Below are 14,574 nucleotides of genomic sequence, written 5' to 3' on the forward strand. Positions count from 1 at the left end.
ATCGGTGCTGTCGGGCGGTGAACTCCCGGTCTGGCCCGGTCATATGACAGGGGCGGATTATCGTCAGCCGTTCCGCCCGCACAGGCAAGGGCGTTAAGGTCCCTTCGGTAAGCCCGGGATGACGAGCGTCCGACCACCGCGCGCCGTTCCGGGCCGATCCATGGTGGCCGCCGTACGGCGCGCGCACCACGCCCTCGGGGGAGGGAGAGGTTCCAGCATGCCCGTAAGCGCGCCCGCGGCCGGGGCGGCGACGCGGCCCGCCGACGCGCAGGCCCCGCAGTCCGCGCAGTCGGCCGGCACCGCCTTGAATCTGCTCGTCATCGAGGACGACCCCGCGGGGGACCTCAGTGTGCCCCGCATGCTCGACGCCTGCGGCAAGCCCGTACGCGTCCGTACCGCCCGCAACCTCACGGAAGCGGCACGGCTGCTCACCGACGACGTCCACTGCATCCTGCTCGACCTCGCCCTGCCCCACGAGGAGGGCGGGGACCACCACGGCGACGGCGCACCCGCCGCGGCCGGGCCCTGCCCGGCTGAGGCGGCCCCCACCGGGGCCTGCGCGGGCGACGACGAGGCGGACGGCACCCCCGCCTCCGGCACCTCCGCCTCCGGCAGCCCCGCCACCGAACCGGACGAACTGCACATACTCCGCCGCGTCCTGCGGATGGCGCCCCGGCACGCCGTGCTCGCGCTCACCGACGGCACCGACGCCGAACGCGCCGCCGACGCCGTACGGGTCGGCGCCCAGGACTACCTCTTCCGCGACGAACTCGACGGCCGGCTGCTCAACCGGGCCATCCGCTACGCCGTCGCCCGCAAACGCGCCGACCTCGCCCAGCGCCAGCTCACCGAGTCCCGGCTGCGCGCCCAGGAGAACTCCCGCCTGGAGCGCGGACTGCTGCCCAGGCCGCTGCTGGAGGGCAGCGAACTGCGGTTCGCCGCCCGCTACCGTCCCGGACGCTCCCGCGCCCTGCTCGGCGGCGACTTCTACGACACCGTCCGAACCCCCGACGGCACCGTGCACGCCATGATCGGCGACGTGTGCGGGCACGGCCCCGACGAGGCGGCCCTCGGCGTCGAGCTGCGGATAGCCTGGCGCGCCCTCACCTTCGCCGGGCTCAGCGGCGACGCACTGCTCGCCACCTTGCAGAAAGTGCTGGAGAACGAACGGGACAGCGAGGAGATCTTCGCGACCCTGTGCACCGTCGACATCGCGCCGGACGGACGCAGTGCCGACGTCCACCTGGCCGGCCACCCCTCCCCGCTGTTCGCCGGCAGCGGCGGCGCGACGCCCCGGCTCCTCCCGGAGGACGTCAGCGGCCCGGCGCTCGGCCTGCTCCCGCAGGTCGGCTGGCCCCGCCGCCGGGTCACCCTGGGCCGCTCCTGGAGCCTGATGATGTACACGGACGGGCTGATCGAGGGCCGCGTCGACGAGGGCCGCACCGACAGCACGCAGCGGCTCGGCCAGCAGGGCATGCTCGACATCGTGGCCCGGCGCATGGCCGAGGGCGCCCGCGGCGAACGGCTGCTGGAGGAGACGATGACGGAAGTCCGCCGGCTCAACGGCGGCGAACTCACCGACGACGTGGCGGTCGTCCTGCTGGACAGGGAACGCTGAGGGCGGACGGACCGCGCAGGAGAACCCGCCCGGAGGACTGGCGGAGCCGGCGCGGCGGACGCCTCCGCCCCCGGGCGGGCCGGACGGAAGGTTCTTCGCGCGGCCGTGCCGTGGTGCGGTGCCGGCACTCGGCTCCCTCAGCCGGGGCTCCCTCAGCCGGGCCCCGTCGGCGAAAGCCGTTCACCGGAGGTCCGTCGGCGGAGGGCTACCGGCCCGGGACCCGTCAGGCGGAGGCCCGGGACATCAGGGAGCGTCGACCAGGCCCGCCAGCACGGGGTCGTCGGGCGGGGTCCCTCAGCCGGGTCCGCCGTCGGACGAGGACTGCCGGAGGCGGGCTGTCAGCGACGGGCTGCCGCCGCCCGGCCAGTCACCGGCCATCGAAGGGGCTCACCGGCCGTTGAAGGGGCCGTACGGGCCGTCACTGCTGCTGCCGCCGCGTCGGCGCCCGCCGCCGCGGCCCATGACCTGCTTCAGCGCCGGACGGACGTCCACGATGTAGACGATGCTGGCGACCGCGCCGATGAGTTGCAGCAGGAAGAACCACGGCACCGCCAGGTTCACCACGACGGTGAGCCCCAGAATGATCAGCCAGAACTGCTTGGTCTGCTTGTCGGCCGCGCGGTAGGCGTCCTCCCGCCGCAGCACCCCGTCCACGAAGGCGAAAACCGCCAGGGCGAGCAGCACGAGGGAGATCAGCCCCATGACGGTGGCCTGGAAGCCCTGGAACAACATCGTGCTCACACTCCCGGTCGGTCTCGGACGCTTGACTCGTTCGTAAAGGGCGCTTTGCCGCAACCGTACCCCAGCACGGGAGGAACGGGCCGGGCCCGCGAAAGGTGCCCGCCCCGTTCCCGCCCCTCCCGTCCGCGGTCCGGGCCCGGGGCGCCGATGAGGGCCCCGGACCCGAGCAGGAGCCGCGTGCCGGCCGGGTGCCGGGAGCCGGTCAGGAGTCCGTCTCCGTCTCCTTCGCGGAGGGCTTCCGGGCGGCCGGCGGGGTGGTGCCCGCCGACTTCCGCGCGGTGCCGGTCTTCGCGGAGCCGCCGGTGCTCTTGGCAGCGCCCTTGCCGGTGGTGCTGGTGGTGCCGCTGGTGCTCTTGCCGGATGCGCCGGCGGCCGTGCCGTTGCGGGAGCCCGCGCTCCGGGCGGCGGACTTGGGCGCGGCCGGCTCGGGGGCCGCCACCTCCTCGGCCGGGGGCTCGGCGACCTTCACCGACTGGGCGGGCGCCCGCTCGACGGTCACCTCGGGGGCCTCGCCGCCACCGTTCTCGCCCCGCCAGTTCTTGACCGCCTCGCGACCGCGTACCGCCAGTTCGTCGTAGGCCTCACGCGCCTTGACCGCGTACTCGGCGGCGACGCCCACGCCCTGGAGGGCCAGGTGCTGCGCCTGCTCGCGGAGCTTCTTGAGGTCGGTGTCCAGCCCGCTGAGGGTCTCGGTGACCTTCGCCTGGGTCTCCTTGGCCTGCTTGGTGAGCTTCGCCTGGACCTCCTTGGGGTCCGTCTCCCGCACGGCGGCCAGCGCCTGCGGCGCCTCCTCGCGGATCTTGTCGACGACGCCGGCGGCGAAGTAGAGCGGCGTCGGGTCGGTGAGGGTCTTGCGCAGATCGTTCGCGATGGGCATGTGCGTACGCCTTTCGTGGCTGAACTCGCGTGGTGGGGCGACCGGTTGCCGACCGTCGTGAGCGGGTCGGCCCGCATCGCCCCGGTCCGGCTGGATGCTCTTTCGTGGTGCGCTCGGTGCGCGCTTCGCCGGGTCCCGGGTGCGGAGCCCGAAGGCCCCGCGGCCCGCTGCTCCGGTGCCCGGCGAGCGCCGGCCGGATGGCCGGCCGGGTGCTCGCCGTACGGGCGCTCGGTGCGCGGCTGCTCGATGTGGGTAGTCGGTGTTCAGATGTGGGCGGATCGTGCGGCGGCTGCCGGACGTATCCCCGTCCGCCGCCACGGCCTCACTCCGCGGGCCCTTCGGCCGTCCGGCCCGGAGACGGGCCCTCGGTCCGGCCGTCGGCCCGCTCGTCGGCCCGCTCGTCGGCCGGGCCCGGTGTCTCGTGCCCGGCCGCGCGCTGGTGGGCCGTCTCCTTGCGGAACGACTCGTAGATCTGGAGCAGCGCCTGCTTCTGCTGCTCCGTGATCGACGAGTCCGCGAGGATGGCGGCGGGCACCTGGAGCAGGTCCTCACGGTCCCGCTCGTCGAGGATCCCGGCCTGCACGTACAGCGTCTCCGCGGAGATCCGCAGCGCCTTGGCCAGTTGCTGGAGGATCTCCGCGCTCGGCTTGCGCAGGCCGCGCTCGATCTGGCTCAGGTACGGGTTCGAGACACCGGCGGCGTCCGCGAGCTGCCGCAGGGACAGCTTCGCGGTCCGCCGCTGTTCCCGGAGGAACTCCCCGAGGTTCCCGACGTTGAGCGAGGCCATGACTCCAGAGTGCACCCGTCCGCTAACTTTTGCAAGCAACCCGCTTGCAAGTGTCGAAGGCGGGTTCGCTCTCTCCGGTTTGCCGCCTGTCCCGTCTCCGCCGAGGTCAAGGCCGTCCCGGTCTTCGTGACGCATCAGCTCGCACGTCACCGCTCAGTCTCGGGCAGCCGGTACGACGTCCCGATCAATCCGAGGTGCCGACCTCTTCCGCCCCGTACGGCCGTCCTCCCTGGTCGGCGCCGGGTGGTGGCTGGTGGAAGCGGAGGACCTCCGGCTGGAGTACGCCGACGGTCGGGGAGAGACGACGCAAGGTGGGCCGCTTGAGGTGATGCATCCCGGAGTTCGACAGGAACCGGCGGCAAAGGACCACGAGGTTCTCGGACGGTTTCCCGACGCAGGCGCGCGGCCAGCACTCAGGCGGCGGCGGAGGCCACGAAGAACGGAATGGCGACGAGGAAGCGGCCGGCCTCGGCGCGTCGGCGCTGTTCGGCGAGCCACTCGTCTGCCTGGTCACGGCCGACGACGCCGGCGGCGCAGACCGGCTCGGCGAGCCTCGCGAGCAGCGACAGCATCGCGGGGTCGGTGAAGACATCGGTGTGCACCTCGACCGTGACGTCGTCGAAGCCGCCGGCCAGGAGCAGGCTGCGGTACTGGCGGCCGGCGTGGGGGGTGCCCAGGAGGTCGGCGCGGGCGTGCACGATCGTGCGGGTGAGCGCCGCATCGTCCGAGTCGATCATGATGCCGTCCCAGTCCTGACCGACCAGGACGATTCTGCCGCCCGGGCGGAGAACCCGTCGTGCCTCCGCCACCGCGCGCCCCGGCTCCTGAAGTTCGTGGAAGACCTTGTCGGCACGGTAGCCGTGCACGCTTCCGTCGGCGAACGGCAGATCCTCCGCCCCCGCCTCCCGGAACTCGGCCTCCGGCCACCGCTTCCGGGCCGCGGCCAGCATCCACGGGCTGGGGTCCACGCCCACCGCGTGGATGCCGCGTTCGGCCAGCTCGGCGACGGCTCGTCCGGCGCCGCAGCCGACGTCCACCACGGTTGAGCCCGGGACGGGAGACAGCAGTTCGTAGGAGCGGGCCCGCAGCCGAGTGGCGTTCGGCGTCTGGTCCGCAGCGTCGAGGGCGGCCAGCAGGGCTTCGGTGCCGCGGTGCTCTCCCACCGCTTCCTGGCTCTTGGACATGGACGTCATGCTGCGACTTAATGTCGGCATGAAGTCAAGCGAAGGCGACGGCGACGCAGGCACGTTGGGCATCGGCGCCCTCGCGGCACGGTTCGGTCTGGCCACGCACGTGCTGCGACATTGGGAGGCGATGGGCCTGCTGCACCCCGCGCGGGATGCCGGCGGGCGCCGCCGCTACGGTGCGGACGACCTCACCCGCGTGGCGACGATCCTCGTCTTGAAGGAGGCCGGCCTTGGCTTGAACACCATCAGGGTCCTGTCCGCAACCGCCGACCGCGCCACCCGACACGAGATCCTCCATCCCACGGCGGAGGAACTCCGGTCGAGAATCGCAGCGGCCCAGGCGTCGCTGGAGCTCATCGAGGGCGGCCTGAACTGCGAGTACGAGGACGTCACCCAGTGCCCGGGCTACCGGCGACTCATCGCCGAGCGGATCACCGAGCGGATCACCGAGCGCTCCGATCCGCGAAGCCCGGCCGGAGAGCCGGTGGCCGAGGCCGTGGCACCTGCCTGATTTTTAGCCAAGGGCGTTCCGATGGAGCGGGTGCTTCTCGGGATGTTCGAGTGCCGGAGACGTTGAGACCGGTGCCGGAGCTTGACGCCGGCGCGTATCCGGCACTGGCCGAAACTCGTACCCCGACTGACCGGTTCCGGCTCGGAGGCGGAGTCCGACCGCGTGCTCGAAGCCGTTCTGGCGGGTATCGCGTCGGCGCGCTGAGTGCCGCCCGGACTGCCCGCACGTCGAGGGCGGGGATGCAGGTATGGACTCGGGCGCCTCGGCCCGTGCGGGGCGGGGAGAGGCCGGGCCAGGAGGTGGTGCCGCCGGCGGTGATGCGGGCGGTCCGTGTCCCACCGTCGGACCCCGGCCGGGTCCGACGGTGACCGGAGGCAGGGCCTGCCGGCTGCCGGGGGCGAGTGCGGCCACGCCGTCGCCGGTCCGTGAAGCCCTCGTCCAGGAGCGCCGCGCTCGTGCCGGCTGCTGCGCGCTGCCGGGTTCTCGTTGCGGCCCCGCACGGCGTGTGCCGGTCCGCTTTCGGTGTGACGGGACCGTCAGGGGCGGGCCGTCACCTTGGTGAGGAACGCCGCGAGGTTCGTCATGGTGCGCTCGATCTTCTCCTCCAGGGTGAGCGACTCGTAATGCGTGGTGCCGATCCCGGTGTCCTTCTTGCCGCGCAGGTAGAGCGAACAGCACAGGTCGCTGCATATGTAGGTGCCCACGGAGTTGCCCTGCTGGCCCGCCTTGCCCGCCTTCGGGGCGACCATGAGGGCGGCGCCGGCGGTGTGGGTGGTCAGACACAGCGAGCACACGCTCCGCCTGCTCTGGGCCGGTCCGCCGTTGGCGGAGGAGCGGAGGGCGACGGCGCGGGGGGTGCCGTCCAGCACCGTGACGAGGTAGGCACGGTCGGTGGCCTGGGGGTCGCGCCAGCCCAGGTAGTCGAGGTCTTCCCAGGGGCGGTCGGCCAGGTCGCGGGGGACGTACAGGCGCTTGGACTCGCCCTTGGTGCGGTTCACGAAGGCGCTGCGGATCTCTTGCTCGGTGAGGGGTTTCATGAAACGCAGGCTAATTTGCCTAAAAGGTTTAGGCAAAGGCATTATTGGTTTCGGTGGATGAGAGGAAGATCATGGTGAGCGCAGGACTGACCACGGAGCGTCTGGTGCGAGCCGGCGCCGAACTGGCCGACGAGGTCGGCTTCGACCAGGTGACCGTTTCGGCGCTCGCCCGCCGGTTCGACGTCAAGGTCGCCAGCCTCTACTCGCACGTCCGCAACTCCCACGACCTCAAGACCCGCATCGCCCTCCTCGCCCTGGAGGAACTCGCCGACCGGGCCGCCGACGCACTCGCCGGACGGGCCGGCAAGGACGCGCTCACCGCACTCGCCAACGTCTACCGCGACTACGCCCGCGAACACCCCGGCCGCTACGCCGCCGCGCAGCTGCGGCTCGACCCGGCCACCGCCGCCGCCAGCGCGGGTGTCCGGCACGCACAGCTGACCCGTGCCGTACTGCGCGGCTACGACCTGACCGGGACGGACCAGACCCACGCCGTCCGGCTGCTGGGCAGCGTCTTCCACGGCTACGTCGGCCTGGAGATGGGCGGCGGGTTCGACCACAGCGCCCCCGACACCCAGGAGACCTGGGAGCGCACCCTGGACGCCCTCGACGCCCTGCTGCGCAACTGGCCCACGCCTTCCTGACCGCCCTGTTCTCCCCGGCTTCCCCGACTCCTCCGGCTTCTCCGCCTTCCCCGATCTCCCCGACGCAGAGGCAAGACCATGCACACCGACACCCCCTGGATCACCACGCCCCTCACGGCGGAGCTGCTGCGCGGCGCCGTCGAGCTGGAGCACACCGACCGCGGCGTGCTGCCCCACCGGCTGCCCGGCTGGGCCCGCGCCCAGTGCCCCGACGGGCAACTGGCCATGGCCGAGTCCCAGCCCTCCGGCGTCCGGCTCGCCCTGCGCACCCGCGCCACCGCCGTCGAACTCGACACGCTGCCCCTCAAGCGCGTCTACCCCGGCGCCCCGCCCCGCCCCGACGGCGTGTACGAACTGCTCGTCGACGGCCGCCCGGCCGGGCAGGGCACGGTCAACGGCGGCGACACCGTCACCGTCGATCTGACCGGCGGTCCAGGAGGGGTGGAGTCCGGCACCCCGGGCACCCTCCGCTTCACCGGGCTGCCCGACCGGGAGAAGGACGTCGAGATCTGGCTGCCGCACAACGAGACGACCCGCCTGGTTGCTCTGCGAACCGACGCGCCCGTCGCCCCCGTGCCGGACCGGGGCCGCAAGGTCTGGCTGCACCACGGGAGTTCGATCAGCCACGGCTCGGACGCGGCGGGCCCCACCACCACGTGGCCCGCGCTGGCCGCCTCGCTGGGCGGTGTGGAGCTGGTCAACCTGGGGCTGGGCGGCAGCGCCCTGCTGGATCCGTTCACCGCCCGCACCATGCGGGACCTTCCCGCGGATCTGATCAGCGTCAAGATCGGCATCAATTTGGTCAACAGCGATCTGATGCGGTTGCGGGCCTTCACCCCGGCTGTGCACGGCTTCCTCGACACCCTGCGTGAGGGCCACCCGACGACGCCGCTGCTCGTCGTCTCGCCCCTGTGGTGCCCCATGCACGAGGACACGCCCGGCCCCTCCGCGTTCGATCCCGAGGGGCTCGCCGCCGGGCAGCTGCGGTTCCGGGCCACCGGTGACCCGGCCGAACGCGCCGCCGGGAAGCTGACGCTGGGCATCATCCGCGACGAACTGGCCCGCATCGTGGAACAGCGGGCGGCCGACGACCCGCATCTGCATCTTCTCGACGGCCGCGAGCTGTACGGCGAGGCCGACCACGACGAACTGCCGCTGCCCGACGGGCTCCACCCGGACGCCGCCACCCACCGGCGCATCGGCGAACGTTTCGCAGCGCTGGCCTTCGCCGAGGGCGGGCCCCTCGCGGCCTCGGCGTCCTGAGACCACGCGCCCGGCGCCCCGGGACCGCGCGCCGCACAGCCGGCCGGTCATGGGCGCCGGGCCTGTCGGGGTCCGATCGGTTCGGTGCGGGACCGCCGGGACGCGGCCCAGGCGGTCGAGGTCACGGCGTACTCGACCTCGCCGTGCTCCGAACCCGGAAGGGGCTCCGGCCAGTCCCCGGTGAAATGCCGGACAAGGAAGAGACCCGCCTTCTCCATCACCCGCCGCGAACGGGTGTTGACCGCCATCGTGTTGCCGGTCACCCGTTCCACGCCCAGCTCGGTGAAGCCCTTCGCGACGAGGGCACGCGCACCCTCGGTGGCGTAACCGTGCCCCCATGCGGCTCTGGTCAGCCGGTAGCCGAGTTCGACCACCGCCGCACTGTGCTCGTTCAGCGGACGGAACTCGAACCAGCCGAGGAAGACGTCCCCCTCCTTGCGCCGCGCCGCCCAGTAACCGCGCGTACCGGTGCACGGATGGTCGTGCAGCAGCCGCGGCATGGTCCGGTCACGGACGACCTCACGGCTCACCGGCCGGCCGCCGTTGAGGAACCGCATGACCTGCGGGTCGTTGTCGAGCGCCCACACGTCCTCGGTGTCGTCCTCGGTGAACGGCCGCAGCACCAGCCGCTCGGTCTCCAGGAAGGCGTCCATGCCGCGATCCTCACCGCATCGGGTACGGCTCCGCCAGCGAGTTTTCGCCCCTGCCGCCCGCGGGACGGCCGTTCGCCCTGCACCCACTTTTTTGTGGGTACTTGGCAGCGCCCGGCAGTGTGGCGACCCTGGTGACACGGGCGGCGAGGACGCCACCGCGGGACGGGCGCCTGACGCGGACGAAGGGGAGGGAGCGGCGGATCAGGCGGCCGGCGCGGGACCGGATCCGGAGGCGGCGGCGAGCTTTTCCAGCCGGCGGTGTCCCCACTCGGACAGCGGCGCCAGCGCGTCGGCCAGCTCCTGACCGAACGGGGTGAGGGAGTACTCGGTCTTCGGCGGCACCACGTCGTGGACCTCCCGGTGCACGAGTCCGTCGGTCTCCATCTCGCGGAGCGCCTGCGTCAGCACCTTCTCGCGCAGGCCCGGCAGGCTCCGGCGCAGTTCTCCGGGGCGGCGCGGGCCCTGCTCCAGCAGCCACAGCAGTGCGGTCTTCCATTTGCCGTCGATCACGGCGACAGCTGCGGTGACCCCGCACACGTTCAGATCCTGAGCACGGCTGCGCGTCATTGTCGCCCCTTTTGTCATTGCCCGTACCGAAATTGCGTATCTGCTTCACGAAGGAGAACGGAACATGTTCCCGACCGCCGAACACCGCGCCGCACGAGGCTCTTCCGCGAACACTTCCGCCACCGTCACTGTCACCGTGCTCGGGCTCGGACCGATGGGCCGCGCACTCGCCGGCGCGTTCCTGGAGGGCGGCATACGGACCACCGTGTGGAACCGGACCCCCGGCAAGGACCGGGACCTCATCGACCGCGGCGCCACCGGTGCCGCCTCGCCCGAGGAAGCGGTCTCGGCCGGCGACCTCGTCGTCGTCTGCGTGGTCAACTACGACGCCTCCGACGCCGTACTGCGCCAGGAAGCCGTCACCGCCGCCCTCAAGGGCCGCACTGTCGTCAATCTGAGTGCCGACACCCCCGCCCGCGCCCGCTCCGCCGGCCGCTGGGCGGCCGACCACGGCATCCGCTGTCTCGACGGCGCCATCATGACGCCCACCACCACGATCGGCACGCCCGACGCGGTGTTCCTGCACAGCGGCCCCGCCGACCTGTACGAGGAACACCGGCCCGTGCTGGAGATTCTTGGCGGTACCCACACCCACCTCGGGGAGGACATCGGCCGGGCGGCTGCCTACGATCTGGCGCTGCTGGACATCTTCTGGACGGCGATGAGCGGATACGCACACGCACTGGCCGTCGCGGACGCCGAGGGCATCAGCGCCACCGAACTGGCCCCCTTCGCCAAGGGCATCGGCGCCATCATCCCGCCGGTCATGGACGAGTACGCCCGGGACGTGGCCGGCGGCACCTACTCCGGCGAGGGCAACCCGCTCACCTCGGCCGCCTCCTCGATGACCCACGTCATCGACGCCTCCGAGGCGCACGGCATCGACGCCGGTCCGATGCGGGTGGCCGAGGGCTGGGCCCGCCGCGCCATCGGGCTCGGCCACGGCGGCGACGGCTTCTCCCGCCTCACGGAGCTCCTGGCCCGCCGCTGACGGGTGGGTGGTTTTTCACCTTCCGGTGTTGCGGCGGGTGGCTTTCCGGGGCGTGGCCTTTGGGGGAGCGGCCTCTGTAAGGGCGGCCTCCCGGGGTGCGGATTCTGCAAAAGCGGCCTCCCGGGGTGCGGCTTTTCCAGGCGCCGCCTTACGGGGTGCGGTCTCCCGAAGTGCCGCCCGCCTGCGGCGGAGGAGCAGGTCGCCGCCGGGGAACGCCGCCAGCAGGGCCAGCAGGGCGCTCACCGCGGGCCACCCGGCGAGCCCGTAGGCGTGCGCGCCCGCCCACGAGCCGAGACTGCCGCCGAGATAGGCGCACGTCATGTAGGCGGTGCTGAGCCTGCTGCGCACCTCGGCGCGCAGTGTGTAGATCCGTACCTGGTTGGCGACCATGCCCGACTGCATACCGACATCCAGCAGCAAGGTCCCCGCCACGAGCGCCGCCAGTCCCACCGCGCCGCCGCGTGTGCCGCACAGCAGTACGGCGGCGGCGACGAGGACTGTCAGCACGGCGACGGCGTTCACCGCGTCGGGCCCGCGCCTGTCCACCTGGCGGCCGGCGAACGGGGTGCACAGCATCGTCACGGCGTTCACCAGGGCGAGGGCCCCGACCGCACCTGCACCCAGGCCGTGGACCGGACCGGTCAACAGCAGGGCCACCGCCGTCCAGACGGCGGAGAACCCCGCGAACACCGCGGCCTGGTAGCAGCAGGAACGCCGCAGCTGCGGCTCCGTACGCAACAGCCGTACCGTCTCCGCCAGCAGCGCCGGGTAACGCTGCCGGGACGGCACAGGTGCGACAGCACGGGGCAGCGCGCGGGCCAGTGCGAGGGCGACCGTGAGGGTGAGCGCAGCCGCGAGCAGGTACGGGGCCCGCCAGCCGAGATCTTCGGCGAGGGAGCCGCCGAACGTGCGCGACAGCAGCATGCCGCCGAGGGAACCGCTCAGCAGTGTCCCGCTGACGGCGCCCCGCCGCTCCTCGGGCACAAGCCCGGCGGCCATCGACCCGACGAGCGGCGCCACCACGGTCGCGACGCCCACCGCGGCGCTCGCGGCCACCAGCGGCGGCAGTCCCGGCGCCGCCGCCGCGCACAGCAGCCCGAGTGCGGCGACGGCGAGCAGGGTGACCAGCAGCGGCCGGTGCCGGAAACGGTCACCGAGCGGGACGAGGAGGAAGATGCCCGCCGCGTAACCGAGCTGGACGGCAGTCACCACCGTGGCCGCGGCGCCGGGCGGGACACCGAGCCCGTCCGCGAGCACCGGGCTGACCGCCTGCGGGAAGTAGACGTTGCCGACGGCGACGCCGCAGGTCACGGCGAACAGGAGCACCGTCAGCCGGCCGACGGCCGCCGGGCCGCCGCCGTGCGGGGCCTGCGGGAGTGCGGCCTTCCTGTGTGCGGCGCGCCTGTCTGGGCTGTGCCTGTCTGCGGTCCGCCTGTCTGCGGTCGGCCGGTGGGCGGTCCGTCTCTGCGCGGTTTCTCTGTGCGCGGTTTGTCTGTGCGCGGTTTGTCCGTGCGCGGTTTGTCTGTATGCGGTCCACCAGCGTGCGGGCCGCCTGTGTGCGGGTTCGCCGTGCGTCGCCGTTCCGGGGGACATCTCCTTGCCTGCGGCTTTCCCGTGCGCGGTCGTTGCGGGCGCGTCCGTCCTGGGCGCGGCCACCGGTAGATCTCCTTGCGGGCTGCCCGCACCGTCGCCCTCCGGGACGCTGCTTTCCGCTTCGGCACTCGCGGTGCTGACCCGACGACCTGCGGGACGGCTGGCGAGACGGCCTGCGGGACGGCCGGTATGACGGCCAGTCGTGCGGTCGGCCGTGCGGTCGGCCGGGCCCCTGCGCGCTTCTGCGTGTGTCACGTGGGGAAGTTCAGCCGGTATCGCCGCGGGCGCCGATTCATTTAGCTTCTGACTCAATGATCAGCTTTCTGCTGGACGTCGACGATCTCGCGGACACCCGGTTCGCGGTCTCACCGCTGCAGGAACTCATGGGCAGCCTGTGGACGTTGCGCACACCGGGCCGCCACCCCGTGCGCCTGCCCTGGGCCGGTACGGTCCTGAGCCGGCTCCGCCCGCAGGACACCCGGCTGCTGCTGGCCCTGGTCGGCCCCCGGCTGGCGCTGCCGGACTTCCTCACCCCGCCACCGGCCGTCTTCACCCCCACGTTCGAGGACCAGGGGGCGCTCGTACGCCGTACTCCGCGCGAGACCGTACGACGGGACCTGGTGGCCGCCCATGCACCCGCACTCGTACCCGAGGTGCTGCGGCCGGCCGTCGACGGCGGACCCGCCGCAGCCGACCGGTTCCTGGGCGCCCTGTGCGACCTTCTCGCCCACTACTGGGACCTCGTCTTCCGGCCCCACTGGCAGCGGATGCGCCTCGCCCTCGAAGCCGACATCACCTACCGGGCGCGCCACCTGGTCAGCGGCGGGGCGCGGCTGCTGTTCGACGAGCTCCACCCCAACCTGCGCTGGGAGAACGGCGCCCTGCACATCCGGCAGATGATCGGCCGCCATCAGATCGCGGCACAGGGGCGCGGGCTGCCACTGGTGCCCTCGCTGTTCGCGTACAAGCCGGTGCCGCCGCTCAGCCCCGACGAGCCGCCCATGCTCGCCTATCCCAGCCGGGGCGGCGCCACCGTGTGGGAGCACTGCGGCGACCCCGACCCCTCGGCGCTGGACGCACTGATCGGCGTGCCCAAGGCGAGGCTGCTGCACCTCCTCGGTGACGGCGAAGCCCTCCCCACGGCGGAACTCGCCCGCCGCACCGGCGTCACCCCCGGCGCCGTGTCCCAGCATCTGCGCGTCCTGCACGAGACCGGGCTGGTGACCAGGACCCGTGCCGGGCGGTACGTCCTCTACCGCCGTACCGAGCTCGGCGAACGGCTGGCACGCTGACCCTCCCGGACGTGTGAGGGCCCGGCCGGCCGCCACGACGCCGGGGCGGGCGCTGTACGTGGCCGGTGGCCCCCCCGGGACGAGGGGCCCGGGCGGCTATCTCCCGGCCTGTGCGTGGTCCGTCCGCCGCGCGAACGCCCCGGCGCGAGCGGCCAGTACGGCCGCGTGCGCTGCCTCGGACGGCAGCGCGGGGTCGGGGTCCGTGCGGAACAGCACCAACTGGTGGTAGAGGGGCGCGGTGGCGGCGACCAGCAGTCGGTGGGCGTCCACCGGGGGCCGCAACTCGCCGCGCGATACGGCACGTTCCACCACGGGGACGCAGCGCGCGTAGCGGTCGTCCCAGAAGCGGCGCAGCGCGTCCGCCGCTCCCTCGGAGCGGAAAGAGGCGGCTATCAGGGCCTTGGCGACGGAGGGTTCCTCCGTCAGGGCGTCGCACACCTCTTCGTTCAGTACCCGCAGGTCCTCTTCGAGGGAGCCGGTGTCGGGCGGCGTCCAGGAGTCCGTGCCGGCGGCGTCGAGCACGTCCGCGAGCAGACCGCCGACGTCCCGCCACCGGCGGTAGACCGTCGCCCGGTGCACTCCCGAACGGGCGGCGACGGCATCCACGGTCAGGCCGTCGTACCCGTGCTCCACCAGTAGCGGGCCCACGGCGTCCAGCACTTTCTCGCGGACCCGGGCCGTGCGCCCGCCGGGACGCTGCACCCCGGGCGGGGGCGGCCCGGGGCGGGGGCCGCGTCCGGGTCCGGACCCGGACCCGCTTCCGTCTCCGTCCGCCGTCCTGTCTGGGGCCGGGGGCGGGTTCGGGTCCCGAGT

General features: G+C 73.0%; 15 protein-coding genes. 6 read left to right on the forward strand and 9 right to left on the reverse strand.

Features of this window, described 5'->3' with window-relative positions; translation table 11 throughout:
• Positions 1–160: 160 nt before the first annotated feature.
• Positions 161–1,618 carry a PP2C family protein-serine/threonine phosphatase gene (locus IO40_RS0122350; RefSeq protein WP_394298498.1) on the forward strand — a complete coding sequence of 486 codons (1,458 nt, stop codon included), beginning with the start codon at positions 161–163 and terminating at the stop codon, positions 1,616–1,618.
• Between the two features lie 387 nt (positions 1,619–2,005).
• On the opposite strand, the gene IO40_RS0122355 is transcribed toward IO40_RS0122350, so the two are convergent.
• The 4 genes from IO40_RS0122355 to IO40_RS0122370 all read right to left on the reverse strand — a co-directional run bounded on the left by IO40_RS0122355 (position 2,006) and on the right by IO40_RS0122370 (position 5,207).
• Positions 2,006–2,350 (reverse strand): DUF2516 family protein, encoded by a 345-nt coding sequence (locus IO40_RS0122355; RefSeq protein WP_016472263.1) that lies wholly within the window; start codon positions 2,348–2,350, stop codon positions 2,006–2,008.
• A gap of 211 nt (positions 2,351–2,561) precedes the next feature.
• Positions 2,562–3,236 carry a hypothetical protein gene (locus IO40_RS0122360; RefSeq protein ID WP_031029174.1) on the reverse strand — a complete coding sequence of 225 codons (675 nt, stop codon included), beginning with the start codon at positions 3,234–3,236 and terminating at the stop codon, positions 2,562–2,564.
• A gap of 322 nt (positions 3,237–3,558) precedes the next feature.
• Complete coding sequence (locus tag IO40_RS0122365; protein ID WP_031176002.1) at positions 3,559–4,023, reverse strand: helix-turn-helix domain-containing protein; 465 nt, start codon at positions 4,021–4,023, stop codon at positions 3,559–3,561.
• Positions 4,024–4,436: 413 nt separating this feature from the next.
• Entirely contained in the window at positions 4,437–5,207 is a 771-nt protein-coding gene (locus tag IO40_RS0122370; protein WP_030407980.1) for a methyltransferase domain-containing protein, read from the reverse strand.
• A 7-nt stretch (positions 5,208–5,214) separates the two neighbouring features.
• Between IO40_RS0122370 and IO40_RS33915 the strand changes: the two genes are divergently transcribed.
• The gene (locus IO40_RS33915) at positions 5,215–5,721 is read left to right on the forward strand and encodes a MerR family transcriptional regulator (protein ID WP_016472268.1); all 507 of its coding nucleotides are present in this window, start codon (positions 5,215–5,217) and stop codon (positions 5,719–5,721) included.
• Between the two features lie 536 nt (positions 5,722–6,257).
• On the opposite strand, the gene IO40_RS0122380 is transcribed toward IO40_RS33915, so the two are convergent.
• Positions 6,258–6,758 carry an FBP domain-containing protein gene (locus tag IO40_RS0122380; RefSeq protein ID WP_016472269.1) on the reverse strand — a complete coding sequence of 167 codons (501 nt, stop codon included), beginning with the start codon at positions 6,756–6,758 and terminating at the stop codon, positions 6,258–6,260.
• Positions 6,759–6,829: 71 nt separating this feature from the next.
• Here IO40_RS0122380 and IO40_RS0122385 point away from each other — a divergent pair, with 71 nt between their 5' ends.
• Both IO40_RS0122385 and IO40_RS0122390 read left to right on the forward strand, forming a co-directional pair.
• Positions 6,830–7,402: a TetR/AcrR family transcriptional regulator gene (locus tag IO40_RS0122385; RefSeq protein WP_030407979.1), complete on the forward strand. Its 573-nt coding sequence runs from the start codon at positions 6,830–6,832 to the stop codon at positions 7,400–7,402.
• Between the two features lie 78 nt (positions 7,403–7,480).
• Complete coding sequence (locus IO40_RS0122390) at positions 7,481–8,665, forward strand: GDSL-type esterase/lipase family protein (RefSeq protein ID WP_031176003.1); 1,185 nt, start codon at positions 7,481–7,483, stop codon at positions 8,663–8,665.
• 47 nt (positions 8,666–8,712) lie between these two features.
• On the opposite strand, the gene IO40_RS0122395 is transcribed toward IO40_RS0122390, so the two are convergent.
• A complete protein-coding gene (locus tag IO40_RS0122395; RefSeq protein WP_031176004.1) occupies positions 8,713–9,318 on the reverse strand; it encodes a GNAT family N-acetyltransferase in 606 nt (201 codons plus the stop codon).
• A gap of 201 nt (positions 9,319–9,519) precedes the next feature.
• On the reverse strand, positions 9,520–9,885 hold the full coding sequence (locus IO40_RS0122400; RefSeq protein ID WP_031176005.1) for a winged helix-turn-helix transcriptional regulator: 366 nt from the start codon (positions 9,883–9,885) through the stop codon (positions 9,520–9,522).
• Positions 9,886–9,949: 64 nt separating this feature from the next.
• Here IO40_RS0122400 and IO40_RS0122405 point away from each other — a divergent pair, with 64 nt between their 5' ends.
• A complete protein-coding gene (locus tag IO40_RS0122405) occupies positions 9,950–10,876 on the forward strand; it encodes an NAD(P)-dependent oxidoreductase (protein WP_078659752.1) in 927 nt (308 codons plus the stop codon).
• Between the two features lie 15 nt (positions 10,877–10,891).
• Here the strand turns inward: IO40_RS0122405 and IO40_RS0122410 are convergent, their stop codons facing one another.
• Positions 10,892–12,187: an MFS transporter gene (locus tag IO40_RS0122410; protein ID WP_063830988.1), complete on the reverse strand. Its 1,296-nt coding sequence runs from the start codon at positions 12,185–12,187 to the stop codon at positions 10,892–10,894.
• Between the two features lie 593 nt (positions 12,188–12,780).
• Here IO40_RS0122410 and IO40_RS0122415 point away from each other — a divergent pair.
• Positions 12,781–13,761: an ArsR/SmtB family transcription factor gene (locus IO40_RS0122415; protein WP_031176008.1), complete on the forward strand. Its 981-nt coding sequence runs from the start codon at positions 12,781–12,783 to the stop codon at positions 13,759–13,761.
• 96 nt (positions 13,762–13,857) lie between these two features.
• Here the strand turns inward: IO40_RS0122415 and IO40_RS33920 are convergent, their stop codons facing one another.
• Positions 13,858–14,463: a TetR/AcrR family transcriptional regulator gene (locus tag IO40_RS33920; protein WP_033229461.1), complete on the reverse strand. Its 606-nt coding sequence runs from the start codon at positions 14,461–14,463 to the stop codon at positions 13,858–13,860.
• Between the last annotated feature and the right edge of the window lie 111 nt (positions 14,464–14,574).

This window comes from Streptomyces albus subsp. albus (assembly GCF_000725885.1).
GTDB lineage: Bacteria > Actinomycetota > Actinomycetes > Streptomycetales > Streptomycetaceae > Streptomyces > Streptomyces albus.

Excerpts from the sequence above, each read along its gene's own strand:
- IO40_RS0122385 (WP_030407979.1), top strand. The coding sequence starts at position 6,830 with ATGGTGAGCGCAGGACTGACCACGGAGCGTCTGGTGCGAGCCGGCGCC.
- IO40_RS0122365 (WP_031176002.1), bottom strand. The coding sequence starts at position 4,023 with ATGGCCTCGCTCAACGTCGGGAACCTCGGGGAGTTCCTCCGGGAACAG.
- IO40_RS0122370 (WP_030407980.1), bottom strand. The coding sequence starts at position 5,207 with ATGTCCAAGAGCCAGGAAGCGGTGGGAGAGCACCGCGGCACCGAAGCC.
- IO40_RS0122395 (WP_031176004.1), bottom strand. The coding sequence starts at position 9,318 with ATGGACGCCTTCCTGGAGACCGAGCGGCTGGTGCTGCGGCCGTTCACC.
- IO40_RS0122415 (WP_031176008.1), top strand. The coding sequence starts at position 12,781 with ATGATCAGCTTTCTGCTGGACGTCGACGATCTCGCGGACACCCGGTTC.
- IO40_RS0122405 (WP_078659752.1), top strand. The coding sequence starts at position 9,950 with ATGTTCCCGACCGCCGAACACCGCGCCGCACGAGGCTCTTCCGCGAAC.
- IO40_RS0122360 (WP_031029174.1), bottom strand. The coding sequence starts at position 3,236 with ATGCCCATCGCGAACGATCTGCGCAAGACCCTCACCGACCCGACGCCG.
- IO40_RS33915 (WP_016472268.1), top strand. The coding sequence starts at position 5,215 with ATGCTGCGACTTAATGTCGGCATGAAGTCAAGCGAAGGCGACGGCGAC.
- IO40_RS0122400 (WP_031176005.1), bottom strand. The coding sequence starts at position 9,885 with ATGACGCGCAGCCGTGCTCAGGATCTGAACGTGTGCGGGGTCACCGCA.
- IO40_RS0122355 (WP_016472263.1), bottom strand. The coding sequence starts at position 2,350 with ATGTTGTTCCAGGGCTTCCAGGCCACCGTCATGGGGCTGATCTCCCTC.
- IO40_RS0122380 (WP_016472269.1), bottom strand. The coding sequence starts at position 6,758 with ATGAAACCCCTCACCGAGCAAGAGATCCGCAGCGCCTTCGTGAACCGC.
- IO40_RS0122350 (WP_394298498.1), top strand. The coding sequence starts at position 161 with ATGGTGGCCGCCGTACGGCGCGCGCACCACGCCCTCGGGGGAGGGAGA.
- IO40_RS0122390 (WP_031176003.1), top strand. The coding sequence starts at position 7,481 with ATGCACACCGACACCCCCTGGATCACCACGCCCCTCACGGCGGAGCTG.